20 protein-coding genes are annotated in these 25,052 nt (G+C 62.6%); 14 read left to right on the plus strand and 6 right to left on the minus strand.

The genetic code is table 11. From position 1 onward, the window contains the following. The first annotated feature begins 166 nt into the window (after nt 1-166). The 7 genes from fabD (at nt 167) to gmk (ending at nt 6,926) form a co-directional block, all read left to right on the plus strand. Nucleotides 167-1,114: an ACP S-malonyltransferase gene (fabD, locus tag MHY87_RS17450; protein ID WP_239353851.1), complete on the plus strand. Its 948-nt coding sequence runs from the start codon at nt 167-169 to the stop codon at nt 1,112-1,114. Nucleotides 1,115-1,127: 13 nt separating this feature from the next. After that, nucleotides 1,128-1,865, plus strand: a complete 738-nt coding sequence (gene fabG, locus MHY87_RS17455; protein WP_239353852.1) for a 3-oxoacyl-[acyl-carrier-protein] reductase — start codon at nt 1,128-1,130, stop codon at nt 1,863-1,865. 235 nt (nt 1,866-2,100) lie between these two features. Continuing rightward, the gene (locus tag MHY87_RS17460; RefSeq protein WP_239353853.1) at nt 2,101-2,337 is read left to right on the plus strand and encodes an acyl carrier protein; all 237 of its coding nucleotides are present in this window, start codon (nt 2,101-2,103) and stop codon (nt 2,335-2,337) included. A 67-nt stretch (nt 2,338-2,404) separates the two neighbouring features. Beyond that, a complete protein-coding gene (fabF, locus tag MHY87_RS17465) occupies nt 2,405-3,667 on the plus strand; it encodes a beta-ketoacyl-ACP synthase II (protein WP_239353854.1) in 1,263 nt (420 codons plus the stop codon). Nucleotides 3,668-3,764: 97 nt separating this feature from the next. Continuing rightward, entirely contained in the window at nt 3,765-5,177 is a 1,413-nt protein-coding gene (gene mltG / locus MHY87_RS17470; protein WP_239353855.1) for an endolytic transglycosylase MltG, read from the plus strand. 206 nt (nt 5,178-5,383) lie between these two features. After that, the gene (locus MHY87_RS17475) at nt 5,384-6,271 is read left to right on the plus strand and encodes a YicC/YloC family endoribonuclease (protein WP_239353856.1); all 888 of its coding nucleotides are present in this window, start codon (nt 5,384-5,386) and stop codon (nt 6,269-6,271) included. Then, nucleotides 6,261-6,926 (plus strand): guanylate kinase, encoded by a 666-nt coding sequence (gene gmk / locus MHY87_RS17480; protein ID WP_239353857.1) that lies wholly within the window; start codon nt 6,261-6,263, stop codon nt 6,924-6,926. Before MHY87_RS17475 ends, gmk begins: the two co-directional genes overlap by 11 nt. A gap of 3 nt (nt 6,927-6,929) precedes the next feature. Here the strand turns inward: gmk and rsmA are convergent, their stop codons facing one another. Genes rsmA through lptF form a run of 5 tightly spaced genes read right to left on the minus strand, consistent with a single transcriptional unit; the run spans nt 6,930 to nt 13,629 of the window. Beyond that, nucleotides 6,930-7,787, minus strand: a complete 858-nt coding sequence (gene rsmA, locus MHY87_RS17485; RefSeq protein WP_239353858.1) for a 16S rRNA (adenine(1518)-N(6)/adenine(1519)-N(6))-dimethyltransferase RsmA — start codon at nt 7,785-7,787, stop codon at nt 6,930-6,932. After that, the gene (gene pdxA, locus MHY87_RS17490; protein ID WP_239353859.1) at nt 7,784-8,800 is read right to left on the minus strand and encodes a 4-hydroxythreonine-4-phosphate dehydrogenase PdxA; all 1,017 of its coding nucleotides are present in this window, start codon (nt 8,798-8,800) and stop codon (nt 7,784-7,786) included. The genes rsmA and pdxA overlap by 4 nt, the downstream gene beginning before the upstream one ends. Beyond that, nucleotides 8,800-11,340: an LPS-assembly protein LptD gene (locus MHY87_RS17495; RefSeq protein WP_370644981.1), complete on the minus strand. Its 2,541-nt coding sequence runs from the start codon at nt 11,338-11,340 to the stop codon at nt 8,800-8,802. The genes pdxA and MHY87_RS17495 overlap by 1 nt, the downstream gene beginning before the upstream one ends. 40 nt (nt 11,341-11,380) lie before the next feature. Continuing rightward, the gene (gene lptG, locus MHY87_RS17500; RefSeq protein ID WP_239353861.1) at nt 11,381-12,466 is read right to left on the minus strand and encodes an LPS export ABC transporter permease LptG; all 1,086 of its coding nucleotides are present in this window, start codon (nt 12,464-12,466) and stop codon (nt 11,381-11,383) included. A gap of 2 nt (nt 12,467-12,468) precedes the next feature. Continuing rightward, nucleotides 12,469-13,629 (minus strand): LPS export ABC transporter permease LptF, encoded by a 1,161-nt coding sequence (lptF, locus tag MHY87_RS17505; protein WP_239353862.1) that lies wholly within the window; start codon nt 13,627-13,629, stop codon nt 12,469-12,471. A gap of 193 nt (nt 13,630-13,822) precedes the next feature. Between lptF and MHY87_RS17510 the strand changes: the two genes are divergently transcribed. From MHY87_RS17510 to MHY87_RS17525, 4 genes are all read left to right on the plus strand, one after another. Further along, complete coding sequence (locus MHY87_RS17510) at nt 13,823-15,313, plus strand: leucyl aminopeptidase (protein WP_239353863.1); 1,491 nt, start codon at nt 13,823-13,825, stop codon at nt 15,311-15,313. 117 nt (nt 15,314-15,430) lie between these two features. Further along, nucleotides 15,431-15,883 (plus strand): DNA polymerase III subunit chi, encoded by a 453-nt coding sequence (locus MHY87_RS17515; protein ID WP_239353864.1) that lies wholly within the window; start codon nt 15,431-15,433, stop codon nt 15,881-15,883. Between the two features lie 84 nt (nt 15,884-15,967). Then, nucleotides 15,968-17,509 (plus strand): S10 family peptidase, encoded by a 1,542-nt coding sequence (locus MHY87_RS17520; protein WP_239353865.1) that lies wholly within the window; start codon nt 15,968-15,970, stop codon nt 17,507-17,509. A 3-nt stretch (nt 17,510-17,512) separates the two neighbouring features. Further along, nucleotides 17,513-17,887: a hypothetical protein gene (locus MHY87_RS17525; RefSeq protein WP_239353866.1), complete on the plus strand. Its 375-nt coding sequence runs from the start codon at nt 17,513-17,515 to the stop codon at nt 17,885-17,887. Nucleotides 17,888-18,022: 135 nt separating this feature from the next. On the opposite strand, the gene MHY87_RS17530 is transcribed toward MHY87_RS17525, so the two are convergent. Next, on the minus strand, nt 18,023-19,900 hold the full coding sequence (locus tag MHY87_RS17530) for an ABC-F family ATP-binding cassette domain-containing protein (RefSeq protein ID WP_239353867.1): 1,878 nt from the start codon (nt 19,898-19,900) through the stop codon (nt 18,023-18,025). A gap of 126 nt (nt 19,901-20,026) precedes the next feature. Here MHY87_RS17530 and MHY87_RS17535 point away from each other — a divergent pair, with 126 nt between their 5' ends. The 3 genes from MHY87_RS17535 to MHY87_RS17545 form a co-directional block, all read left to right on the plus strand. Then, complete coding sequence (locus MHY87_RS17535) at nt 20,027-21,388, plus strand: nucleotide sugar dehydrogenase (RefSeq protein WP_370644982.1); 1,362 nt, start codon at nt 20,027-20,029, stop codon at nt 21,386-21,388. Between the two features lie 77 nt (nt 21,389-21,465). Then, a complete protein-coding gene (locus tag MHY87_RS17540) occupies nt 21,466-22,152 on the plus strand; it encodes a Crp/Fnr family transcriptional regulator (RefSeq protein ID WP_239353868.1) in 687 nt (228 codons plus the stop codon). A gap of 478 nt (nt 22,153-22,630) precedes the next feature. Beyond that, a partial coding sequence (locus tag MHY87_RS17545; RefSeq protein ID WP_239353869.1) for a calcium-binding protein occupies nt 22,631-25,052 on the plus strand: 2,422 nt, incomplete at its 3' end.

The following is a 25,052-nucleotide window of genomic DNA, read 5'->3' on the forward strand; positions in this document are numbered from 1 at the left end:
AACAAGAGCAAGAAAACAAGAGGATGCGTTCCCGGACAGGGACTTAAAGGTCGGAGACAGCCCATCTAGGGCTTGGATAAGCCCCGAAAATACGCTCTTTTCCTTGACTCTGGGCCTGACGGGTGCGAGTCCCGCGCCAATTCGATGCAATAAAGGTTCCGCTCCGATGAAGCGCGCATTCATTTTCCCGGGCCAGGGCAGCCAGGCGGTGGGCATGGGCAAGGCCCTCGCCGATGCCTTCCCCCAGGCCAAGGCCGTGTTCGACGAGGTGGACGAGGCTCTCTCCCAGAAGCTCTCCGCGCTCATGTGGGATGGCCCCGCCGAGGAGCTGACCCTCACCGCCAATACCCAGCCGGCCCTGATGGCCGTCAGCCTCGCCGCCATGCGCGTGCTGGAGGCCGAGGCCGGGCTCGATCTCAAGAAGCATGCCGCCTTCGTCGCCGGCCATTCGCTCGGCGAATACTCGGCGCTGGCTGCTGCCGGCAGCCTCTCGATTGCCGATACGGCCCGCTTGCTGCGCATTCGCGGCAATGCCATGCAGAATGCCGTGCCCGTGGGGCAGGGCGCCATGGCGGCCCTTCTCGGCCTTGAATATGATGCTGCCCTCGAAGTGGCCCGCGCCGCTGCCCAGGGCGAGGTCTGCGATGCAGCCAATGACAATGGCGGCGCCCAGGTTGTGGTCTCCGGCCACAAGGCCGCCGTCGAGCGCGCCGTGGTCATCGCCCAGGAGAAGGGCGCTAAGCGCGCCGTGATGCTGGCTGTGTCCGCCCCCTTCCATTGCTCCCTCATGCAGCCCGCCGCCGACGCCATGCGCGAGGCCCTTGCCAGCGTGACCGTGAACGCTCCCGTTGTTCCAGTGGTCGCCAATGTCGAGGCCGCCCCGATCAGCGACCCGAACGCGATCCGCGATGCCCTGGTCCGCCAGGTCACCGGCACCGTCCGCTGGCGCGAATGCGTGGCCACTATGGCGGCGCAGGGTGTTGAATCGTTTTATGAGGTTGGCTCGGGTAAGGTGCTGACAGGACTCGTGAAACGCATCGCGGCGGGCGCGACCTCCAGCGCCATCGGCACGCCTGATGACGTCGCCGCCTTCAAAGCCGCCTTACAAGGATAAGAGGAGAGCCTCCATGTTCGATCTGACTGGCCGCAAGGCTCTCATTACCGGTGCCACCGGCGGCATCGGCGGATCCATCGCCCGTGCTCTTCATGCTCGCGGCGCGACCGTAACCCTGTCGGGCACCCGCCGCGCGGCCCTCGACGAACTGGCCTCCTCGCTCGGCGAGCGCGTCCACGTGGTCGAGGCTAACCTCGGCGACAAGGATTCCGTCGAAGCCCTCGTTCCCGCGGCCGAAACCGCCATGGACGGCCTCGACATTCTCGTGAACAACGCCGGCGTGACCAAGGACAACCTGTTCATGCGCATGAAGGACGAGGAGTGGGATACGGTGATCGCCGTCAACCTCACCGCCGCCTTCCGCCTCTCGCGCGCCGCCGTGAAGGGCATGATGCGCCGCCGCTATGGCCGCATCGTCAATATCGGCTCCGTCGTGGGCTCCACCGGCAATCCTGGGCAGGGCAACTATGCCGCCTCCAAGGCTGGTCTCATCGGCATGACCAAGGCGCTCGCCGCCGAGGTCGCGAGCCGCAACATCACCGTAAACCTGGTCGCTCCAGGCTTCATCGAATCCCCGATGACGGACGTTCTCAACGACAAGCAGCGCGAGGGAATCCTTGGCACCATCCCTATGGGAAGGCTCGGCCATGGCGATGAGATTGCCTCGTCGGTCGTCTATCTCGCATCCAACGAAGCCGGCTACGTGACAGGGCACACCCTGCACGTGAACGGCGGAATGGCTATGTTCTAAAGGCACTTAGCGGTACCTGCAGAATCTGTTCGCAGGTGCCGCTGGCCTCTCGCCAGAGAGGATAAGCTTGTGTTAAGCATGAGCCCGATCACGCCAAAGGGGTTGACCGGCGCTTAAAAATGCGGCTTTGCACGGCGCAAGGTAGCCGTTTCAGCGTTGTCAGCTGAGCAGGTGATCTAAGTTTCGATTTTTAATCCGCCCAATTCTGAGGCGGCAGCCACTGAGGAAGAAAACGATGAGTGACGTCGCTGATCGCGTGAAGAAGATTGTTGTCGAGCACCTCGGCGTCGAAGCCGACAAGGTTGTCGACAATGCCAACTTCATCGACGACCTGGGCGCTGACAGCCTCGACACCGTCGAGCTGGTGATGGCCTTCGAAGAAGAGTTCAACGTCGAGATCCCGGACGATGCCGCTGAGACCATCGTCACGGTTGGCGACGCCGTTCGCTTCCTCGAGAAGAACGCAGCCTAAAGAGCTGGACGGGCGTCGGGTGAGCCACCTGACGCCCGATTTTTATTCAACGATAGGGTAGAACGTTATGCGCCGGGTTGTTGTTACGGGTCTTGGCATGGTCACGCCGCTGGGCAACGGGGTCGATGCCACGTGGTCCCGCCTCATCGAGGGCCGGAGCGGCGCCAAGAAGATCACCGACTTCCAAGTCGACGATCTTGCCTGCCAGATCGCCTGCCAGATCCCCACCGGCGACGGCTCCAACGGCACCTTCAACGCCGACGAGTGGATGGAGCCGAAGGAACAGCGCAAGGTCGATCCCTTCATCGTCTACGCCATGGCGGCTTCCACCCAGGCCCTGCGCGATGCTGGCTGGGCCCCGAAGACCTATGAAGAGCAATGCGCCACAGGCGTGCTCATCGGCTCCGGCATCGGCGGCATCGGCGGCATCTATGAAGCTTCTGCTACCCTGATCGAGCGCGGCCCCCGCCGCATCTCGCCCTTCTTCATTCCCGGCCGCCTCATCAACCTCGCGGGCGGCTATGTTTCCATCGAGCACGGCCTGAAGGGCCCGAACCACGCGGTGGTGACGGCCTGCTCCACCGGTTCCCACGCCATTGGCGACGCAGCTCGCCTGATCGCTCTCGGCGATGCGGACGTCATGGTGGCCGGCGGCACGGAATCTCCGGTCAATCGCCTCTCCATCGCAGGCTTCGCTGCCTGCCGCGCTCTCTCCACCGGCTACAACGACACGCCCGAGAAGGCCTCGCGTCCCTACGACAAGGACCGTGACGGTTTCGTCATGGGCGAGGGCGCAGGCGTCGTCGTGCTGGAAGAGTACGAGCACGCCAAGGCGCGCGGCGCCAAGATCTACGGCGAGGTCATCGGCTATGGCCTCTCGGGCGATGCCTATCACATCACTTCGCCCTCCGAGGATGGCGACGGCGCCTATCGCTGCATGGCCGCTGCCCTGAAGCGCGCGGGCATCCCGGTTTCCGAGATCGACTACGTCAATGCCCACGGCACCTCGACTCCGCTCGGCGACGAGCTGGAGCTGAAGGCCGTCGAGCGCATCGTCGGCAATTCGGCGGGCAAGCTCTCCATGTCGTCCACCAAGTCGGCCGTCGGCCATCTGCTGGGCGCGGCCGGTGCGGTCGAGGCGATCTTCTCGCTGCTCGCCATGCGCGACGGCATCATTCCGCCGACGATCAACCTCGACAATCCGTCGGTCGAGACCGCCATCGACCTCGTGCCGAAGGTGGCCAAGCGCAAGGAAGTCAACGTGGCCCTGTCGAACTCCTTCGGGTTCGGCGGCACCAACGCCTCGCTGATCTTCCGCCGCGTGGCCTGAGGATAAGCGTACCTCCGTTACGGCTTTTCGCCATAATCCCCGTTAGGGTGTCGGTAGAGTCGGGGAACGACCCGGCCGGCACCAGAAAAGCATCGTGATGTTTGGACGTAAAAAGAAAAACACCCTGATTTCTGAGCACGAGGCCGAGGCCCACGGCCAGGAGCAGCCGCGCCTTGCGCCCCGCTCGCCGAGCGAGGCGCTGAAGCCCTCGCTCGCTCCGCCGCCTCCGCCGCGCCTGCGCCGCCGTCGCGGCGGTATGCTCTCGGTCATGAGCGGTGCGCTGACACTGATCGTGGCCTTGGCGCTCGCCGGGATCTTCGGCTTCACGATGCTGGAGCACGAAGTCACCGCCAAGGGCCCGCTGCAGAGCGACAAGGTCGTGCTGATTCCACGCAATACCGGCACGAGTGAGATCGCAGGCATCCTCAAGGACGAGGGCGTCATCAACCAGCCGTTCCTGTTCGAGACCTATGCGCTCATCAACCGCCAGCGCGGTCAGCTGAAAGCGGGCGAGTTCCAGTTCAAGGCAGGCACGAGCATCGAGGAAGCCATCGATACCCTCGTGCAAGGCAAGGCGATCCTTCACTCCGTCACCGTTCCCGAAGGACTGACGAGCGATCAGATCGTCGCGCGCCTCTACGAGAATGAGATTCTCTCCGGCGACGTCGCAGAGACGCCGCGCGAGGGAACCCTGCTCCCCGATACCTACAAGTTCGAGCGCGGCACTACGCGCCAGCAGATCATCAATTCCATGCAGGCGGCCCAGCGTCAGGCGCTCAACCAGATCTGGCAGCGCCGTTCGTCGGAACTGCCGATCAAGTCGCCGCAGGAACTTCTGATCCTCGCTTCCATCGTGGAGAAGGAAACGGGCCGCGCGGACGAGCGCACCCGCGTGGCGGGCGTGTTCATCAACCGTTTGATGAAGCGCATGAAGCTCCAGTCGGATCCGACTATCGTGTACGGTCTGGTCGGCGGCAAAGGTACGCTCGGGCGCGGAATCCTGCGCACTGAGATCGAGACCGCAACGCCTTACAACACTTATGTGATCGAGGGCCTGCCGCCGGGCCCCATCGCTAATCCGGGACGTGCTGCGCTCGAAGCGGTCGCCAACCCCTCGCGCACGAAGGATCTCTACTTCGTCGCCGACGGTTCGGGCGGCCACGCCTTCGCGGAGTCTTACGAGCAGCACCAGCGCAACGTTTCCCGCTGGCGCCAGATCGAGAAGACGAAAGCGACGTCCGATGGCGACAATGTCGATCGCGTCGTCGATCCGGATGCTTCCGGCCAGCCTGCAACGCCCGGTCGTTCCGGTGCCGTGGACGATGGCCTGTCCGAGTTGCGCGGCACGGCCAATGCCCTGCCGGCCGCCGGCGCGCGGACCGCAGGCGCAAACACCGGAAGGCGTCCCCGTGGCTTCGATGCCAGCGAGGGCACGGAGAAGGACCCGCTCAAGAACAAGACGTTCGATCTGACCAATCCGAAGAACGTTCCGGATTTGAAGCAGCCTTGATCGTTCGAGACAGAGTTCTTGTATTCGACTTCGAGATCGGCGCGCATTCTAGCATCGGACCCAAAAGTGGAATGCACTTTTGGGATCAAGCCGATGCTCTTCTTTTAACGAGCGCATCGTTATTGCGGAAAACCGGATCCACTTTTCCGCACGATGCGCTATGGTCGCGCCGATTTTGTTTTTAGATGACGCCTGAGGTTCAGTGCATGTCGATTGCAAGCATGACCGGCTTTGCCCGCGAGGCCGGTGTGACCGGTGCCTATCAATGGGCTTGGGAGATCAAGACCGTCAACGGACGCGGACTCGAGGTGCGCGTGAGAACGCCGTCCGGCCTCGACGCTATCGGGGAAGAGGCGCGCGGCCATATCCTCAAGGCGCTCACGCGAGGGCAGGGGCAGCTCAACCTCTCGATTTCCAAGGCCTCCTCGACACCGAAGCTGCGCGTCAATCAGGACGTGCTGCAATCGCTCCTCTCCGCTATCGGCACCTTGAGCCTGCCGGACAACGTGAAGCCCGCCTCCCTCGACGGGCTTCTCTCCGTTCGCGGTGTCGTGGAGCTTGACGAGGATGCGGTCGATCCCGGCCAGGACGAGACCTTGGCCGCGGCGCTCAAGGCCGGTATCGCCAAGCTGATCGAGGCTTTGAAGGCGACGCGGGTGAAAGAGGGCCAGGCACTCTCCGTCGTCCTGAACCAGCAGCTCGATACGATTGCGGCGCTTGTGAGCGAAGCCGAAGCCTGCCCCGCCCGTCAGCCGGAAGCCATTCGCGCCCGTCTCGAAGCGCAGATCGCAGAGCTTCTCGAGGGCAAGGCGTCCCTCGATCCGGCCCGTCTCCATCAGGAGGCCGTGCTCATTGCAGCCCGCGCCGACATCCGTGAAGAGATCGACCGTCTGCGTGCCCATGTGGATGCCGCGCGCGGTCTTCTGCAGGAAGGCGGCAGCGTCGGACGCCGCCTCGATTTCCTGGCGCAGGAATTCGGCCGCGAGGCCAATACCCTGTGCGCAAAGGCCAATGATGTGGCTCTCTCGCGGATCGGCCTTGAATTGAAGGCCGTTATCGAGCAATTCCGCGAGCAGGTTCAGAATGTGGAGTGATGCGGTGAGCCAAGATTCGAAAACTCTGGTCGGCCGTCGCGGCCTCATCCTCATCCTGTCCTCGCCCTCCGGCGCCGGAAAGACCACGCTCACCCGCAGCCTCGTGGAAGAGCGGGCCGGCGCGCTCTCCATCTCCGTCACCACGCGCCCCAAGCGGCCGTCCGAGATCGAGGGCAAGCACTATCACTTCATCGACGTGGAAGAGTTCAAGGCGATGCGTGATCGCGACGAACTCCTGGAATGGGCCGAAGTGCACGGCAATTTCTACGGCACGCCGCGCAAGCCCGTCGAGAAGACGCTGGCCTCGGGCCAGGACATGGTCTTCGACATCGATTATCAGGGCACCCGTCAGGTGCGGCAGAAGCTGCCCGACGACGTAGTGACCGTGTTCATTCTGCCTCCGAGCTTCAAGGAGCTGAAGGCGCGCTTGGAGCGCCGCGCGGAGGATGCTCCCGAAGTCATCGCCAAGCGTCTCGCCAATGCGCGCGTCGAGATGGAGCGCTGGGTCGAGTACGACTACGTGATCGTCAACGAGGATCTGGGTGACTCGTTCGAGAAGCTCAAGGCGATCCAGTCGGCGGAGCGCCTCAAGCGCGACCGCCTCGTGGGCCTGCAGGAATTCGTCGACGGCCTGCTCGCGGAGAAGCTGGACTGACTTTTAGTTTTTCCCGCGCATCGCATCGAACGCATTGGCGAGCGCCACATAGCCCTCCACGGGTACGTTCTCGGCACGGGTCGTTTCTTCCAAACCTGCAGCGGTGATAATGGCCGCAGGATCCGGCGTGATCGCCTTCAGGCTCTGGCGCAGCATCTTGCGGCGCTGGCCGAAGGCGGCGCGGGTGACCGCTTCCAGCGCGCCGATGCGGCACGGCAAGGGCGATGCTTTCGGCGTCAGATGCACGATGCTCGATGTGATCTTCGGCGGTGGCACGAAAGCGGAGGGCGGCACGTCGAAGAGGATGCGCGCATCCGTGCGCCAGCCGCAAAGCACGCCGAGCCGCCCGTAATCCTTCGGGTCGTCTTCTGTCGCCACGATGCGCTCGGCCACTTCGCGTTGGAACATGAGAGTGAGCGAGGACCACCAGGGCGGCCATGCCTCGGTCGTCAGCCAGCCGGTCAACAGCGCCGTTCCCACATTGTAGGGAAGGTTCGCGATGATGCGCACCGTGCCTTCGCCCACCATGGGGCGCGGGTCGAATTGCAGCGCATCCGCTTCGATCACTTCCAAGCGCCCCGGATAATGATCGGCGATCTCGGCAAGCGCAGGCAGGCAGCGACTGTCGCGCTCGATGGCGATCAGCTTTTTCGCGCCTGCCGCCAGGATGGCGCGGGTGAGACCGCCGGGGCCCGGGCCGACCTCGATCACGGTGGCATCTTCCAGCGGGCCCGCAGAACGGGCGATGCGGCTCGTGAGGTTGAGGTCGAACAGGAAGTTCTGGCCGAGCGACTTTTTGGCCATCAGACCGTGGGTGCGGACGACTTCACGCAGAGGGGGGAGGTTGTCGATCTGGCTCATGGCGATTTCGTCCCCGAGCCGAGGTGTGCGGCGAGCTTAATGGCGGCGATCAGGCTGTCGGGGCGTGCGATCCCTTTGCCCGCGATGTCGAAGGCTGTGCCGTGATCCGGAGAAGTGCGTACGAAGGGCAGGCCGAGCGTGACGTTCACTCCCTCATCGAACGCGATGGTCTTGATCGGGATGAGAGCCTGGTCGTGATACATGGCAAGCGCCGCATCATAGCCCTTGCGGGCCCGGGCATGGAACATGGTGTCTGCCGGAAGCGGGCCGGAGACGGCGATGCCGTCGGCCCGCAGCGCGGCAACCGCTGGCGCGATGATAGCCTGATCCTCAGAGCCCATGGAGCCGTTCTCGCCCGCATGGGGGTTGAGGCCTGCGATGGCGAGGCGGGGATTCTCGATACCGAAGCGATCCTTCAGCTCCCGGGCCACGATCCGGCCTGTGAGCACGATCAGGTCCGTGGTCAGGGCCGAAGGCACGGTTGCGAGCGGGATGTGGACGGTCACCGGCACGACGGCAAGTTCCTCGCTCCAGAGCATCATCACCGGATGATAGGTGTTCCCGTCCTCGGCGGCGAGGGCAGCCAGGAACTCCGTGTGCCCGGGATGCCGGAAACCCGCATCGTAGAGCACGTGCTTGGCAATCGGGTTGGTGACGACGGCGCTGGCCGCGCCCTTCCGCACAAGGCTCACCGCCGTCTCGATGGACTCGATCACGGATGCCGCAGAGGCCGCGTCCGGTTTTCCGGCTTGTGCAGAAACGCTTGCCTTCAAGGGAAGGACGGGCAGGGCGTTGAGGAAGGTCGAAGTGACCTGTGATAATTCCACGGAGGCAATCGGCACGGCCCAGCCCAGAGCCTTCGCCACTAGCTCCAGATGAGCAGGGTCGGCCAGGACCGCGAAAGGCGGCAGCTTCTTCTTGTCCCGCTGGAGCCAGGCTTGGAGGGTTAGTTCCGGACCTATGCCCGCAGGATCGCCTTGAGTGAGCAGGAGAGGGCGCTCAAGCCCGGCCACTAGTTCGCGACGCCTTCTTCGGAGGAATCGTCCCCGTCGATGCGCTGGCTGATCGTTGCCTCACCCAGGGTCCGCAGCTCGAGGCTGAGCATGACGGTGTGATTGCTGTTCTTCTCACCTGAGCTCGTGGTCACGGAGCGCGGGGTCATGATGTACCTAACCGACAGGGTGGTGCATTCGTCCACATATCCTACACCCAGCGACATGGAGCTGACATAGGCTCTGTCTACATCGGGGGCGATTGCATTCGGGTTCGTGGCTAGCTGCAGGTTGTAGTTGTCGCGAGCCAGCAGATAGCGGTCGAGGTCCAGCAGCAGCGATCCCGAAATGGACCAGTTCGGGGTTATGCTCCAAGTCGCGGAACCGAGCAGGCCCTCGCGGCGGCGCGGGAAGCCGATCTCCGGCTGTGCGCCATAGCGCGCATAGGTCAGCGAGGTCGATATCGGCAGATAAGGATTGAAGTTCGCGCGAACGCCCGCCTCGATCCTGTTGACGCCGAAATCATCCTGATCGAACCGCGCGCGGCTCACGAAGGAGAAGTTCCGGTTCGGAGCGATCTGGATGCGGCCCACATAATCCGACGCACGGGAATCCAAGCCGGACTCGAGGCCGACATTGGCGAGATCGGGCTGGCGGAACGAGTTGCGTCCGGCGACCTGATAGGACTGCCCGAAGATCGCGCTGGCGGAGAAGTCGTCGGCGCCCATCACCGTATACTGGATGCCGAGATTGGCGCGAACGCCTCCTTCCGCACGGTCGTAACCGGAGAACTTGTCCCAATCGAACAGGGACGTATCGTCGAAGACGAGGCTCTGCGCATCCTCGTTGGGAAGATTGCCGATCTTGGTCTCGTTCGGGCGAGCGATGATCTGCGCGATCGGCTCGATGACTTGGCGTCCCGAGGTGCCGAGGTTGGCTACGAAAGGATAGCGATACTCGACGCCCACGGCCGGCATGGCGCGGAAGAGATAATCGTCGTCGTCGGAGAGATAGTTGGTCAGTTCGGCGTTCTGGTAGCCGTTGAAATCCGGCGAGATCCAGAAATTGTCGGCGCGGACATAAGCGAAAGGCGTCCAGACCTGGCCGATGGGATCGATGAACTCACGACGCCAGGAAGCGTTGATCGAGGCGCGGGACAGGGATCCGCTTGTGCCGCGAACAAGGCATTCTTCCGGGTCGAAGATCCTGCAGGTCTGGTAGATGCTGTATCTTCCCTCGTTCGCGACCGTCAGCGGCTCGAACTGAGCCGCCTCACGCGAGAGGCTCGTCACATTGACGTTGATGCCGAACTCGCCGCCGAGAACCGACGGGGTGATGCGCTTGTCGTAATCGACGACCGGATGAACGACGGGCTGCTGCTTCTGCCAGTCCTGCGTGGACAGGCCTTGGAAGTAATAGCCGCGCATATCGAAGAACGAACGGTCGCCCTGGCCCTGCAGGTAAAGGGTCGAGACCGATTCCTTCAGATAGATCGACTGAAGGCTCTCGCTGCGGATGCGGTAGTTTTCCAGGAACCACTTGTCCGAAACGAGGGCAATATCCCAGCCCCATTTCCAGCGCTCGTTGATGTTGAACTGGCCTGCGGTTTCCAGCGAGCCGCGGAAATCGCGGTCGCCCGGGCCGCGTGGGCTCGGCAGGAAGGCATCCTTGTCCTGCTGGTCGATCCCTGCAACGCGGATGTTGTAAGCGCCCGTCTCGAGCCGGTGACGCCATTCGGCCTGCCCGAGAACGCCCTGGCGCGTCAGGAAAGTCGGAGCGAGCGTCAGGTCGTAATTCGGGGCGATGGCCCAGAAGAACGGAAGCGAGGCGCCGACGCCGAGCGTGTTCGAGATCACGTATCGGGGCGCGAGGAAGCCGGTCTTGCGCTTAACGGTCGGGTCCGGCGTCCAGAAATAGGGGAGATAGGCAACGGGCAGGCCGAGGATCTCGAGGGTCGCGTCCTCGTAATAGATCGTCTGCTCGCTGTTGTTGTGAATGATCTTGGCGGCCTTGACCTGCCACAGAGGCGGGCGCTCCGGGTTGTCCTTACAGGGCTCGCAGGCCGTGTAGGTGCCGCTCTGGAACGTAGTCGTCTCGCCTGCGGCGCGCTCGGCGCGGGGCGAGGAGAAGCGGGTCGTGACGGGACGGCCGTTGTCGACCGTCGTCTGAACCACCCGCAGGGAATCGATGAAGCCGTTCTTGAAGTCGTCCGTCAGCTCGAACCGGTCGCCCGTGACCACGGCGCCGCTGGCATCGGTGAGGCGGGCATTGCCCTGGGCATAGACGCGGCCGGTGTTCCGGTCATAGGTGACCCGGTCGGCCTGAAGCGTCCGGCCCTGATAGTTCATCTGGACGTCGCCGGAGGCGGCAATCGTGTTCCGGTCGTTGTCGTAGATGATTTCCTTGGCGTCGACGAGGAGCCGGTCGCCTTTCGGATTGGCTTGCAGGCGAGCGCCGAGGCTCTCGTTAAGAGATTGGGCAGACGCAGGCATTGACCCAACGGCACAAAGAAGCGCCGTTGCGACCGCAGACGTTGCGATCGTTGCCTTAAGCCGCTGCATCCCCACTCCTTAACACACGCCTTTTATATGAGGACGGGGATCAGCCATCCTCTTGGTATAATAACGCCAGGGTTCCTAATAGACTGCCTACTACAGCAGGGAACCAGGCTGCAACAGCCGAGCTGATGATTCCCGAAGCACCAAGCTCCGCCATAAGCTCAGTGGCGACATAAAGCATGAACCCGGCGGCAACGCCACCCAGAACCATCATCGCTACACCGCCAAATCGAAAGAATCTTAACGACACCGATGCGGCCACGAAAACCATGGCGATGAAGAGGAGGGGGCGGGCCAAAAGGATGTCGTAATGGAGCCTGTAGGCGGTCGTGTTGATGGCCGCTCGGTCCATGCGGGCGATGGTCTCACGCAGGTCCCAGAACGGCACGGAATCGGGCGCAATGAAGCTCTGCCTCAGCTGGGAGGGCTGAAGATGGGAGGCGATCAGATAGCGCTCGTGAGATTCGGGCTCTTCTGTTGCCGAAAGGACACGGGCATTCTTCAGCTCCCAGAAGCCTTCATGGAGGGTGGCCTCCCGGGCTTCGATTCGGTGTGTGAAGGCGCCTTCCAGGTCGAAGGTATAGACCGTCACGCCGACCAGGGTCGCGGCGTCGGTGCGCGACCCGTCGGCCCGGAAGATCGCGTGCCCGTCCTGGCTCTTCTGCCGCAGCCAGATGACTTTCCCCGAGGTTTGGGTCGTGCGGGAGAAAATGCTGGTTTCCAGCTCCGCGGCCTGCTGCTTCAGGCTCGCCGAGACCGGGTTGTAGACCGTCACCGATCCGACGCCGATGAGCAGGGCCACGAGGAAACCCGGCTGCAGGAACTGCCAGGCGGAGATGCCGGCGGCCCGGGCTACCACGAGTTCCAGCTTACGGCTGAGCTGCAGGAGGGCGGCCATGCTGCCGAACAGCACGGCGAAGGGCATGACCTGCTCGGCGATGGCGGGGGTACGGAACAGGGCGAGCTGGGCGACGAGCCCCGCCGTTGCATTCTCGGCATCGCCCGCGCGGCGCATCAGCTCAACGAAGTCGAGGGTATAGACGAGGGCAAACACCGTGGCGAAGACGATGAAGATCGTCTTGATGAACTGGCGCGCGAAATAGAAGCCGAGCGTACGTCCGATCAGCATGCTCAAACTCCCTGGCTGGCTGCTTTGCGCGAGGGAGTCAGACCACGAAGGGCCGAGCGGAGTTTGGCGTTCAAGGCGCGAACCTTCGGTCCCTTGAAGATGATTGTGAGGCAGAGGGCGATGCAGCCCAATGGAACCGCATAGACCGCTACGGTGGCCGCGGCTGAGCGAGTTACCGCACTGGACGCGGCAAAGCCCAAAACCCTGAGCAGGACGACTGCCGCAATGGCCACGGCGATGGCAAGACCGCGTCCCTGGCGGGTGGTGCGGGCTTCGCCCAGGGCAGCAAAGGCGATTGCCATCATGGCCAGGGGATAGAGCCAGGACGAGAAGCGATCGTGAAGTTCGGCCCTGAAGCGTCCCGACTGGGCTTGATAGATGAATTCGCTCTTGTCGGGGAACAGGAGCTGCGTGGTGCTGCGCTCGCGCGGCTTGTAGACGACTTCGTTGTTCTCTTGGTTGAAGGCTGCCAGATCCACGGCATAGCGCTCGAAAGCAACGATGGAGGAATCCTTGCTGTTGGGATCCTTGCGCTGCACGCTGCCCTTCTCGAGCACGAGATAGGCCTGCCCGTTCTGCTCGACGGTCTGGCCGCGCTCGGCGAGGTAAACGATGGGTTTGGCCTTGTCGCGCTGGTCTTCCATGAAGATGCCGAGCAGGGCATCGCCCGCCCGTTCGCGGTAATGGAAGGTGATGCCGTTCTCCAGGGAGATGAACTGACCCTCCTTGGCCATGGTGGCCACGAAATCCGCCCTGATCCGCGTGAACAGCAGGCGCAGTTCCTGAAAGCTCGCGGGCATGAGATAGAGGGAAATCATCCCCACGATAAGGCTGATGAAGAGCGCCAGGGCGGTGAAGGGGCGCAGCAGGCGCTGCGGGGCCATGCCGCCCGCGCTCATGACGATGAGCTCGGAATCGCCGTTCAGCTTGTTGAGGGTATAGATGACGGCCATGAACAGGGCGACCGGCGCGATAACGTTGATGAGCGCCGGCAGGGACAGCCCGGTCACGGTCATGAAGATCAGGAACGTCTGTCCCTTGCCGGTCAGAAGATCGAGTTCGCGCAGGGCCTGCGTGATCCAGATGACGCCGGTCAGGGCAATCAGGCACGCGGCAAAGGCGCTGAATGCGATTTTCAGGATGTAGCGTTCGAGAAGTTTCATGAAGCCCTTCGCGCCCTGGAGCGAATGTCCCAGGGTTACCTTGTCGCTTGGTCTTAAGGCAAGACGGCCGTTTTCAACAGCCTGAGATTGCGCCTATTTCACGGCGAGGCCTCGCATGCCCTATATGATGCCGGTCACCAAGAGAGGGTGGGCCCGAATCCGGTGCCTGCTCGGGTTAAAACAAGAGGGTTTCATGGCCGAGAGCTTCAAGATCGACTTCCAGCCGTACGGCAAGGTCGAATCCGGCGATCTCATCGTCTTCGTGGGGGACAATCTCAAGCCTGCGCCTGCGGTTGCCAAGCAGATTGGCTCCAAGGCCGTCGATCTCATCACTAAGGCTGCGGCGGCCGAAAGCTTCAAGGGCAAGGCCAAGTCCGCCATGGCCATCGTGGTGCCGAACGGCCTGACGGTGGATCGCCTGATCGTGATCGGCGTCGGCGGTGAGAAGGAGAGGGCGGATGTGGACTTCGTCCAGCTCGGCGGCCTGATCTCCGGCAAGACCAACGGCAAGACGGCCACCGTCGTGCTCGACCTGCCCGGCGTCGACGTGTCGCCGGAAGCGGCTGCCGATATTGCGCTTGGCATTCAGATGCGCCGCTACAGCTTCGACCGCTACAAGACCAAGAAGGATAACGGCGAGCAGAAGGGCATCACCCGTCTCGTTCTGAACGTGGCCGATCCGGCCGCGGCGAAGAAGGTCTACAAGGCGCGCGAGAGCGTGCTCCAGGGCGTCAATCTCGCCCGTGATCTCGTCAATGAGCCGCCGAACGTGCTCGGCCCTCAGGAATTCGCGGCGCGCGCTCAGGAACTCACCAAGCTTGGCGTGCAGGTCGAGGTCCTTGACGACAAGGCCATGAAGAAGCTCGGCATGGGCGCGCTTCTCGGCGTGGCTCAAGGCTCGGTCCGCGGCGGACGCATCGCCATCATGCGCTGGAACGGCGGTAAGGCGAACGACAAGCCCATCGCCTTCATCGGCAAGGGCGTGGTGTTCGATACCGGCGGCATCTCGATCAAGCCTGCCGCTGGCATGGAGGACATGAAGGGCGACATGGCGGGCGCGGCCTGCGTCGTCGGCCTCATGCATGCGCTCGCTTCCCGCAAGGCGAAGGCGAATGTGGTCGGCGCCATCGGCCTTGTCGAGAACATGCCCGACGGCAATGCGCAGCGTCCCGGCGACATCGTCACAACCATGTCGGGCCAGACCATCGAGATCATCAACACGGACGCGGAAGGCCGCCTCGTGCTGGCCGATGTGCTCTGGTACGTGCAGGACCGCTTCAAGCCTAAGTTCATGGTCGATCTCGCAACGCTCACCGGCGCGATCCTCGTGGCGCTCGCGCAGGAATATGCGGGCCTGTTCTCGAACAACGACGAGCTCGCGGATCGTCTTGCCGTTGCAGGCAAAGCCACGGGCGAGCGGGTGTGGCGCATGCCCATCGGTCCGGAATTCGACAAGATGATCGAGTCGAAGTTCGCGGACATGAAGAACACCGGCGGCCGCTTCGGCGGTTCGAGCTCGGCGGCGGCTCTGCTCCAGCGCTTCGTGAACGACACGCCCTGGGCGCATCTCGACATCGCGGGCACGGCCATGGGCTCGCCGCAAAGCGAGATCAATCGCGGCTGGGCCTCGGGCTGGGGCGTACGCCTGCTCGACCGGCTCGTGCGTGATCACTACGAAGGCTAAATTCAAAGCGTCATCCCGGGGCCGCGTCAGCGGAACCCGGGATCGCGTGGCGAGATTTGCGCTCTGTTCCGACAACGATCCCGGATCGGCTTCGCCATCCGAGATGACGAGATGAGAATGGCCGAGGTCCTTTTCTATCACCTTCAGCAGCAGCCGCTCGAAGCGGTTCTGCCGACGCTCCTGCAGAAAACGCTGGAGCGCGGATGGCGCGCGGTGGTGCAGGTGTCGACCGAGGAACGCATGGCGGCGCTCGATGATCATCTCTGGACCTTCACCGACGAGAGCTTCCTGCCGCATGGCACGGACCGCGAGGCCCATGCGGCGGATCAGCCGATCCTGATCACGTTGAGTGGGGAAAACCCCAACGGCGCCGCCATTCGTTTCCTGGCCGAAGGCGCGAGCCTGCCGGAGGACATCGCCTCCTATCAGCGCCTCGCCATTCTCTTCGACGGCAACGACGTGCAGGCGCTTGCCATCGCCCGCGACCAGTGGAAGGCGGTCAAGGACGGCGGCCACGATGCCACCTATTGGCAGCAGGACGATAACGGGCGCTGGCAGCGCAAGGCGTGAGGCGAACACGAAGTGTTCAACGCCAAAAGGCTTGCAACCCTTGCTCGCTTCTCCAGTTTCCCGAAGGCCACAAGGACAAAAGCCATGCTTCGCGCCTTCCATTTGCCCATCGCCGCCACACTCTGTCTGCTGCTCGCCATGCCCTTCGCCATGGCGCAGGAGCAGCAGCGCGGCGAGCAGCAGGAATCCCGCAGGCCGCGCCAGGAGATGCAGGCTCAGGCTCTTCCCCCGGAATCGGTGACGCGGCATACGCTCGAACTTCCAGGCCGGACGCTACAGTTCACCGCGACGGCGGGGCATCTGACGCTCACCGACCAGCAGGGCGCGCCGCAGGCCGAGATCGGTTTCGTGGCCTATACGAAGGATGGCGCGGATGCCACGACGCGGCCGGTCACCTTCGCGGTGAATGGTGGGCCGGGGGCCTCATCGGCATACTTACATCTTCTCGCCATCGGCCCGTGGCTGCTGCCGCTCGACGGGCCGACGATCAGCCCGTCCGCGCCGACGGCGCTCGTGCCGAATGCCGAGACATGGCTCGACTTCACGGACCTGGTTTTCATCGATCCGCCGGGCACGGGCTACAGCCGCGTGATCGGCGGCGATCAGGTGCGGGAGCGGTTCTATTCCGTGCAGGGCGATATCGATGGCCTTGCCGCCGTCGTGATGCGTTGGCTGAAGGAGAAGAGCCGGCTTACCTCGCCGAAATTTTTCGTGGGCGAGAGCTATGGCGGATTCCGTGGGCCGCTGCTGGCGCAGAAACTGCAGAGCGATCAGGGTGTCGGCTTCAGCGGACTCGTGCTCGTCTCGCCCGTGTTCGATTTCGATTGGCTCGGTCAGGGAACAGGCGCACCCTGGATTAACGCGGCGCTATTGCCTTCGCTCGCAGCCGCAAAGCAATCGCGTAATGGGCCGGTGTCGCGTGAGTCGTTGCAGGCCGCTGAGAATTACGCTGCCAGTGAGTATCTCCTCGATCTGATGAAGGGGTTTCAGGACAAGGGGGCGGTGGACCGTGTGAGCGGCCGCGTCGCCGAGTTCACGGGGCTTTCGCCCGAACTCACGCGTCGTTTGGCGGGCCGTATCGACATGCGCACGGCGCAGCGCGAGCTGCGGCGCGATACAGCGGAAGTCGTGAGCGCCTACGATACCAACATCGCCATTGCCGATCCGAACCCGAACGCGCATTTCTCGCGGTTCGACGATCCAGTGCTCGATGCGATGACCGCACCGTTGTCGAGCGCGATCATTCACCACTTGAATGACACGCTGAACTACAAGGCGGAGGGACGCTACAACCTGCTCAACGGCGCCCTCAGCGGCGCATGGCGCTGGGGCAACGGACGAAACAGCCCCGAAAACCTCGATGAGCTGAAGCAGGCCATGTCCCTCGATGGCAAGATGCGCGTGCTCGTCACCCACGGGTTCACCGATCTCGTCACGCCGTATTTCGCCTCGAAGCTGCTTCTCGATCAATTGCCTGATCTCGGTCCCCAGAAGCGTGTGGCCCTGAGCGTTTACGAAGGCGGCCACATGTTTTATTCACGACAGGCGTCGCGGCAGGCCTTCCGCAACGATGTGCAGCGGCTGTTTGAAGAAGCCCTGCAGGCCAGGGCCGCCAATGGGGATTGATCGATGCGTCTGAAGGTTTCGTCGTGTGTGGCTCTCGCCGCTCTGAGCCTGTCCGCCTGCAACAGCACAAGCTCCGCCCCGCCACCGGTTGCGGCTTCGGCTCCCATGGCTGCCGCCCCGACCGGCCCGACCTTCGACGGCCCGCTTCTCGGCCCTGACGGACGCTGCACCGGCCCTTCGACGGGTACCGCCACCGTGATCGAGCCCGGCATCAGCGAATGCGACCTCGTGCGCCTCAAGGGCAAGCCCGCCACCGACGTGCTCGTGGGTGAGAGCGGCAAAGGCCAGCGCGAGGTGCAGGTGCTGTATTCCGAGCCCGGCGGGCGCGAGCTGTATTTCTTCGTGAACAACCGGCTGGATCGCATCGCGAAGCCGTAAGTCACAGAGGTCATCCCGGACGGCGCAGCCGATCCGGGATCGTGTGCAGGATATGGCGCCATTTTCGTCATGCGATCCCGGGTTCCGCTGACGCGGCCCCGGGATGACGTGAGAGGTTCGGTACAACGCGAGAGATTACGCGGTCGCTTCCTCAATCTCTCCGCTCACACTCAGCCATTCTTCTTCAAGAGAAGCGAGCGTTTGCGCCGCATCCGCGCGCATCTTCGACAGTTCGGTGGCTTTCGCTGAATCCTTCAGGAAGGCCGTTCCATCTGCGAGTGCCGTGTCGACCTTGCCGATCACTTCGGTTAGTTTCGCCATACGGGCTTCGATGGCCTCGAGCTTCTTGCGCAAAGGAGCGAGAGCTGCACGCTTTTCAGCCGCCGCGCGGCGTTCGTCCACTTTCGATGTGGTAGGCGCCGAGGCTTTCTCGTCCTGCTTCTGCGGGTCGAGTTCTCCCGACAGGATGAGCTGGCGGTAATCGTCCATGTCGCCGTCGAAGGATTTCACCGTGCCGTTGCCGACGAGCCAGAGGCGGTCGGCGCAAGCCTCGATGAGAAAGCGGTCGTGGCTCACCAGGATCACCGCGCCGTCGTAGTCGTTGATGGCTTCCATCAGCGCCGTGCGGCTGTCGATGTCGAGATGGTTCGTCGGCTCGTCGAGGATGAGTAGGTGAGGGCCGTTGAAGGCCGCCAATCCCATGAGCAGGCGCGCCTTCTCGCCGCCCGACAGCGAAGAGACCGGCGTGTCCGCCTTCGCGCCCGGAAAGCCGATCTGTGCCGTGCGGGCGCGGATCTTGGCGATGGGCGTATCGGGCATGCGCTCGGCCACGTGATCGTAGGCGGTCGCCTTCGGGTTCAGTTCGTCAAGCTGATGCTGCGCGAAATAGGCCACATCCATGCGGGAAGGCGTGCGCATCTCGCCCTTCATGGGCACGAGCCTGCCGCCGATGAGCTTACAGAACGTGGACTTGCCGTTGCCGTTTGAGCCCAAGAGCGCGATCCGGTCGTCGGGTGCAATCGTGAGATTGAGACGGTCGAGCACGATGCGCTCGCCGTAGCCGACGGCGCCACCTTCCACCGTCACCAGTGGCGGCGCGGCGGGGCGCTCGGGGCCCGGCAGGTTGAAGGGCATCACGTCGTCTTCGACGATGGTCGTCACGGCTTCCATCTTGGCGAGCCGCTTCACGCGCGATTGCGCCTGGCGCGCCTTCGAGGCCTTCGCCTTGAAGCGATCCACGAAGGCCTGGAGATGCTTGCGTTCGGCCTCCTGCTTCGCCGCCATTTTCGCGGTCAACTCGCGCTTGTCCGCGTATTGCTTGGCGAATGACGTATAGCCGCCGCGATAGATCGAGAGCTTGCCTTGATCCAGGTGCAGGATGTGGTTCACGCAGGTGTCGAGCAGCTCGCGGTCGTGGCTGATGACGAGAACCGTGTGCGGATAGCGCCCCAGGTAATCATAGAGCCAGAGCGTACCTTCGAGATCGAGATAGTTCGTCGGCTCGTCCAGCAGCAGCAGGTCCGGCTCCGTGAACAGCACGGCGGCGAGCGCCACGCGCATGCGCCAGCCGCCCGAGAAGTCGGAGCAGGGGCGCTGTTGCGCCTCGGCATCGAAGCCGAGACCGTGGAGGATCGCGGCGGCGCGGGCGGGGGCGGAATGCGCCCCGATGTCGGTCAGGCGCATCTCGATCTCGGCACGGCGGATGCCGTCCGCATGCTCGGCCTCGGCGAGGAGGGCGCTGCGCTCCTTGTCGGCGGCGAGCACCACGTCGATGAGGCGCTCAGGTCCGCCGGGAGCTTCCTGCGCCACCGCGCCGATGCGCATGCCGCGGGGCAGGGTGATGCCGCCGCTCTCGGTGGCGAGTTCGCCCTGGATGATCTTGAATAGGGTGGTCTTGCCCGCGCCGTTGCGACCGACAAGCCCCACCTTCGCGCCGTCCGGCAGGTTGAAGGAGGCATGGTCGAGGATCAGGCGGCTGCCAATGCGGTAGGTCAGGTCGTTGACGTGGAGCATGCCGCCTTTTGGCCTGTGAAAGGGGCGCTGGCAAGGTGTTAACGTAAGGGAAGCGAGCTTGGGCTTTTCCCTAGGGTGATCTAGGTATGATTTCGTGACGTAGCGAAATGCCCATGAGGTCTTCCGATGCCGGCCGATCACGTAACCTATGACACCCATGCCATGGGTGTGGCGCAGCTTTTGGAGCGCTTCAAGGCGCGACAGGCGACTATCGGCATCATCGGCATGGGCTATGTGGGCCTGCCGCTCGCGCTCACCGCCGCCAAGGCGGGCTTCCATGTGCTGGGCTTCGACATCAACGCCACTTACGTGGAGCGGCTCAACCGGGGCGAGAGCTATATCAAGCACGTTCCCTCGAACCTCGTCGCGGCAGCGGTGCAGGACGAGCGCCTCGCGGCGACGAATGATTTCAGCCGCCTGTCCGAGGCAGACGCCATCCTGATCTGCGTGCCGACGCCGCTGACCAAGCATCGCGAGCCGGACTTGTCTTACGTGGAAAAGACGGCCCGCTCCATTGCCGAGCGTTTGCGCGAGGGGCAGCTGATCGTTCTCGAATCCACCACCTATCCCGGCACCACGGACGAAGTGCTGAAACCCATCCTGGAAGCCACAGGCCTGAAGAGCGGCAAGGACTTCTTCCTCGCCTTCTCACCCGAGCGGGAGGACCCCGGCAATCCGGATTTCGGCACCTCCACGATTCCGAAGGTCGTCGGCGGCGACGGAGCGGATGCGCTGGCGCTGGCGGACATGCTCTACGGCCAGCTCGTGGTGAAGACGGTGCCGGTTTCGTCCGCCGCGACGGCGGAGGCGGTGAAGCTCACGGAAAACATCTTCCGGGCCGTGAACATCGCCCTCGTGAACGAGCTGAAGGTGGTGTACGCCGCCATGGGCATCGACGTGTGGGAAGTGATCGACGCCGCCAAGACCAAGCCCTTCGGCTTCATGCCGTTCTATCCGGGGCCGGGGCTTGGCGGGCACTGCATTCCCATCGATCCGTTCTATCTCACCTGGAAGGCGCGCGAATACGACATCACCACACGCTTCATCGAGCTGGCGGGGCAGATCAACACCCACATGCCCTATTACGTGGTGGAGCGGCTGGTGGAGGCCGTGGACCGCAGCGGCAGGCCGTTCAGCGGCTCGCGCATCCTCATGCTCGGTGCGGCCTACAAGAAGAACGTGGACGACATGCGCGAAAGCCCATCCCTCAAGCTCATCGAGCTGATCGAGGCGCGGGGCGCGAGCGTGGATTACCACGATCCCCACATCCCCGAGCTGCCGCCGACCCGAAAGCATGGTCCTCTGGCCGGCCGCCGCTCAGTCCCGCTGACAGGGGAGAGCGTGGCTTCCTATGATGCCGTGCTGATCGCGACAGATCATGACAACGTGGATTATCGCCTGGTCGCTGAGCACGCCAGGCTCGTGGTTGATACACGCAATAGTTTAACCAGGGCCGGTCTTGCGAATGACCGGATCGTCAAAGCCTGATAAGGTAAGGGGCCTGGACGAAAACGAAACGTGATATAGTTATATTGGGGTCAACAGACGCGGGTGGGGTTAAAGACATGGCGCGGCTTGCCAATGTTCACTTGTTCAAGGGCCTGGACATCGATCTCGCCCTCTTCGAGGCGCGGGCCAAATGGCGGCGTTTCGATCCTGAGGAGGTGCTGGTCGATTTCGACGAGCTTTCCACCGACGTCTATTTCCTGCTCTCCGGCGAGGTGCGTGTTCTCATGCGCACGGCTTCGGGCAAGGAGATCATCCTCAACGAGATGAAGCCGGGAGAGGTGTTTGGCGAGCTGGCCGCCCTCGACGGCATCAAGCGCTCCGCGAACGTGACGGCACTGACCAGGGGCGAGGCCTGTGTGATGCCGGCAGCCGTGTTCAAGGAACTGCTTTTCACCAATCGGCCCGTGGCCGAGCGCCTCTTCTGCCTCATGGCCTCGCGCCTGCGTGAGCTGAATGCCAAGTTCATGGAGCAAACGGTGCTCGATCTGCGGCACCGGCTTTATTCCGAACTCCTGCGTCTCTCCGTACCGCGGGGCGAGAAGGGCATCGAGCGCGTGATTACGCCACCGCCCTTCCACCACATCGTCGCCGCCCGCATCGGCTGCCGCCGCGAGCAGATCACCCGCGAGTTCACGATGCTGACCCAGGAAGGGCTGATCGAGCGCACCCGCGGCGCGTTGATCCTGCGCCAGCCGGATGTGCTGAAGGAGCGCGTGGCCGAGGCGATGCGGGCGGATCACTGAGAGCTTTCCAGTAAGCCGTTTGGATCGGTCGAACCAAACCATACCGACGCAGCAAGGCTTCCATTGCACCCAAGATGGGAGCCTTCTTTATTTGCGCTCAACCAAGCAGGTAAGAAACAAAAAGATCATAGCGCGCTCTGAATTGACATAATGTAATTTTGATTACATTTCTTGTTTGCGTAGTAGTCTCCCAGATCAGAGTACGGCCGATCGCAAGTACATTGCTCAAAATGACATAGACCGAACGGTCTAGGCCTGCGACCAGTAGTAGGTTTCTTACCGAGCGTCAGCCTATCTTACGCTAGAATCTTCGGAAAATATCTTTGGTTTAGATATGAACCCTCTCTGATTGAAGAGTAGCCACGCTTCTTCAGCATTGAAAACACTCCAGGCCGAACGTGCCGTCTATGCGGGCCGAGAAGGATCCGCAGGCATCTGAGACATTCTTTTGGGCGAAGGCCCACCCTGGAGAGCTGACATGGCAAAAAGCGAATGGGACGGCCACATCATTCAGTACACCGACATGCAGGGCGTGGCTGCCGCCAGCGTTCACTTTGGTGGTGGAACAGCCATGTCACGCCTTCAGCAGGCGGCTGATGCCTACTTCAGCGGCGATCAGATTAATTACGAAGGATCGCAGGTCGGCAACGAGATCACGGGCAGCGGGACAAGAACCGTTGTCATGATCAACGGCGTCAGAACGTCCATTGTCGTCAAAGATGCCGACGGGGAAGAGGCGGGTACAGGCGGATCAGGTACAGGCGGCAGCGGATCAGACGACGGCACGTCTCAGCCTATTGCGTTTGACATCAATCAGTGCACTCAGGAAGAGTTTTTCTCTGTCTTGAATGACTTCTTTGCCGCGATTGATTTCAAGCAGAAGGATCAAACGGACGATGCCATTCGCGCCCGCGAAATTCTTTACCGGGAGATTTTCGACTCCATTGACGCGAACAATCCAGATGCCACTAACCAGGAGAAGCTGGACCTGCTCGTCCAGGAGTATAATGCCGCTCTCCTAGAACATAATATTGGCACGCTGTTATCAATCGTGCCCGGTGTGAGCGATGGTGGTACAGATGGCGATAGCGGAATAGAGCACGCGGCCCTCGTTGATGCTCTTGATGAAGAGCAGTTTTACGACTTTGTAGATGGTTGGTTTAGCCGTTTGGATTCGGAACAGCGCGATCAATCAGATTCAGCTGTCTTTGTGAGAAGAGACCTCTTCGATCAGGTTTTCGAGGAGCTCGAACTTGCTAATCCTAATGCTTCTAACAGTCAGCTTATAGAACTGCTCGTTAAGGAATATGAGATCGCACTTGAGGAAGAATGGCCAGGTAGTACAACTGATCAGTTTCCAAACGGTCGCGGCACCTGGGAGATGAGCCCTGAAATCGATGATTTCTCCGGAGATACATTTCATAAATTTCTGGACGCTCTGTTCGACTCCGAAGACATGGACCAACAGGACCAGTCTGAAGCCGCATGCGCCCTGCGGAAAGAAATCTTCAATCAATTATATGGATGGGCGGAATTCGACTATGAAGACATGCCCAATCGTCAGTTCATTCAAGCTCTTTTTGATGACTACGATCGTGAACTTGCCGAACGAGGTATCGGCAATGGCAAGAGAATCCAACCTATTGATGAAACAATCGTCAGGAAGCAGAGCGTCGTTCATTTAAAAATCCGTGGAGCCGAAAACGACACATTGGTGGGTGTGTCCGAGTCTGACAATTTTTACGGCGGCGGCGGCAACGACACCCTCGACGGTGCGGGCGGCCACGACAAGCTCTCCGGCGACGCCGGCGACGATCTCCTTGATGGCGGCATGGATGCCGACTTCCTCTCCGGCGGGCATGGCAACGACAGTCTGCTCGGCGGCACCGGCGACGACAGGCTCTACGGCGGCGCGGGTGACGACCGTCTCAATGGCGGCGCCGGCAAGGACTTCCTGGATGGCGGCGCCGGCAACGATAGCCTCGTAGGCAGCATTGGCAACGATGCGCTCTCAGGGGGTGATGGCAACGACACCCTCTACGGTGGCGCGGACGACGATATTGCCTTCGGCGACAATGGCGATGACGTCATCGATGGCGGCGAGGGCAACGACGTCCTCAATGGTGGCGAGGGCAGAGATACGCTTTTGGGCGGCATGGGCGACGACGTCCTTATCGGCGCCTCGGGCAGCGACAGCCTCGATGGCGGTGACGGCAACGACCTGCTCCATGGTGGGTTCGATCAGGACAACCTTGCCGACACGCTCAATGGCGGCGCCGGCGTGGACACAGCCGATTACTCCAACAGCTCCAGCGGGATCTACATCGATCTGGCGTCCGGTGTTGCAGGCGGCGGTGCGGCGCAGGGCGATCGCCTGATCAGCATCGAGAACGTGCTCGGCAGCAAGCACGACGACTTCATCATCGTCGGCAATACCAGCGGCCAGTACTTCGACTTTGGCGATTATCTCGCCAAGAACGGCGACGTGCGGGCGCATATCCTGGCCAACAATCTGGGCTTCGACTGGGCTTACACCCACTGGCTGACCTGGGGCCGGTTCGAAGGCCGCGCCGGCGGCTGGAGCGGTCTGGCGCAGACTGGCGCGGATTGGGGTTCGGCCTTTGATGTGGCGGGCTATCTTGCCGCCAATGCGGACGTGGCCGCTCACAAGAACAAGTACAATCTGTCCGATGCCTGGGTGTGGCAGCACTGGCTCGAGTTCGGCGCGCAGGAAGGCCGCGCCGGCGCGTTCAAGGTCTCCGGCTCGGTGATCGATGCTGGCGAGGGCCACGACACGGTGCAGGGCGGCGTCTATTCCGATTACCTGATCGGCGGCACGGGCAACGACAGCCTCGTCGGCCACCAGGGCCACGACGTGCTGGTCGGCGGCGAGGGCGACG

The sequence above is a fragment of the Microvirga sp. ACRRW genome, assembly GCF_022346925.1.
In the GTDB taxonomy this organism is placed as follows: Bacteria; Pseudomonadota; Alphaproteobacteria; order Rhizobiales; family Beijerinckiaceae; genus Microvirga.

Excerpts from the sequence above, each read along its gene's own strand:
- MHY87_RS17515 (WP_239353864.1), top strand. The coding sequence starts at position 15,431 with ATGGCCGAGGTCCTTTTCTATCACCTTCAGCAGCAGCCGCTCGAAGCG.
- MHY87_RS17510 (WP_239353863.1), top strand. The coding sequence starts at position 13,823 with ATGGCCGAGAGCTTCAAGATCGACTTCCAGCCGTACGGCAAGGTCGAA.
- fabD (WP_239353851.1), top strand. The coding sequence starts at position 167 with ATGAAGCGCGCATTCATTTTCCCGGGCCAGGGCAGCCAGGCGGTGGGC.
- gmk (WP_239353857.1), top strand. The coding sequence starts at position 6,261 with ATGTGGAGTGATGCGGTGAGCCAAGATTCGAAAACTCTGGTCGGCCGT.
- MHY87_RS17535 (WP_370644982.1), top strand. The coding sequence starts at position 20,027 with ATGCCGGCCGATCACGTAACCTATGACACCCATGCCATGGGTGTGGCG.
- fabG (WP_239353852.1), top strand. The coding sequence starts at position 1,128 with ATGTTCGATCTGACTGGCCGCAAGGCTCTCATTACCGGTGCCACCGGC.
- lptG (WP_239353861.1), bottom strand. The coding sequence starts at position 12,466 with ATGCTGATCGGACGTACGCTCGGCTTCTATTTCGCGCGCCAGTTCATC.
- fabF (WP_239353854.1), top strand. The coding sequence starts at position 2,405 with ATGCGCCGGGTTGTTGTTACGGGTCTTGGCATGGTCACGCCGCTGGGC.
- MHY87_RS17530 (WP_239353867.1), bottom strand. The coding sequence starts at position 19,900 with ATGCTCCACGTCAACGACCTGACCTACCGCATTGGCAGCCGCCTGATC.
- MHY87_RS17525 (WP_239353866.1), top strand. The coding sequence starts at position 17,513 with ATGCGTCTGAAGGTTTCGTCGTGTGTGGCTCTCGCCGCTCTGAGCCTG.
- MHY87_RS17460 (WP_239353853.1), top strand. The coding sequence starts at position 2,101 with ATGAGTGACGTCGCTGATCGCGTGAAGAAGATTGTTGTCGAGCACCTC.
- mltG (WP_239353855.1), top strand. The coding sequence starts at position 3,765 with ATGTTTGGACGTAAAAAGAAAAACACCCTGATTTCTGAGCACGAGGCC.
- MHY87_RS17475 (WP_239353856.1), top strand. The coding sequence starts at position 5,384 with ATGTCGATTGCAAGCATGACCGGCTTTGCCCGCGAGGCCGGTGTGACC.
- lptF (WP_239353862.1), bottom strand. The coding sequence starts at position 13,629 with ATGAAACTTCTCGAACGCTACATCCTGAAAATCGCATTCAGCGCCTTT.
- MHY87_RS17520 (WP_239353865.1), top strand. The coding sequence starts at position 15,968 with ATGCTTCGCGCCTTCCATTTGCCCATCGCCGCCACACTCTGTCTGCTG.
- rsmA (WP_239353858.1), bottom strand. The coding sequence starts at position 7,787 with ATGAGCCAGATCGACAACCTCCCCCCTCTGCGTGAAGTCGTCCGCACC.
- MHY87_RS17540 (WP_239353868.1), top strand. The coding sequence starts at position 21,466 with ATGGCGCGGCTTGCCAATGTTCACTTGTTCAAGGGCCTGGACATCGAT.
- MHY87_RS17495 (WP_370644981.1), bottom strand. The coding sequence starts at position 11,340 with ATGCAGCGGCTTAAGGCAACGATCGCAACGTCTGCGGTCGCAACGGCG.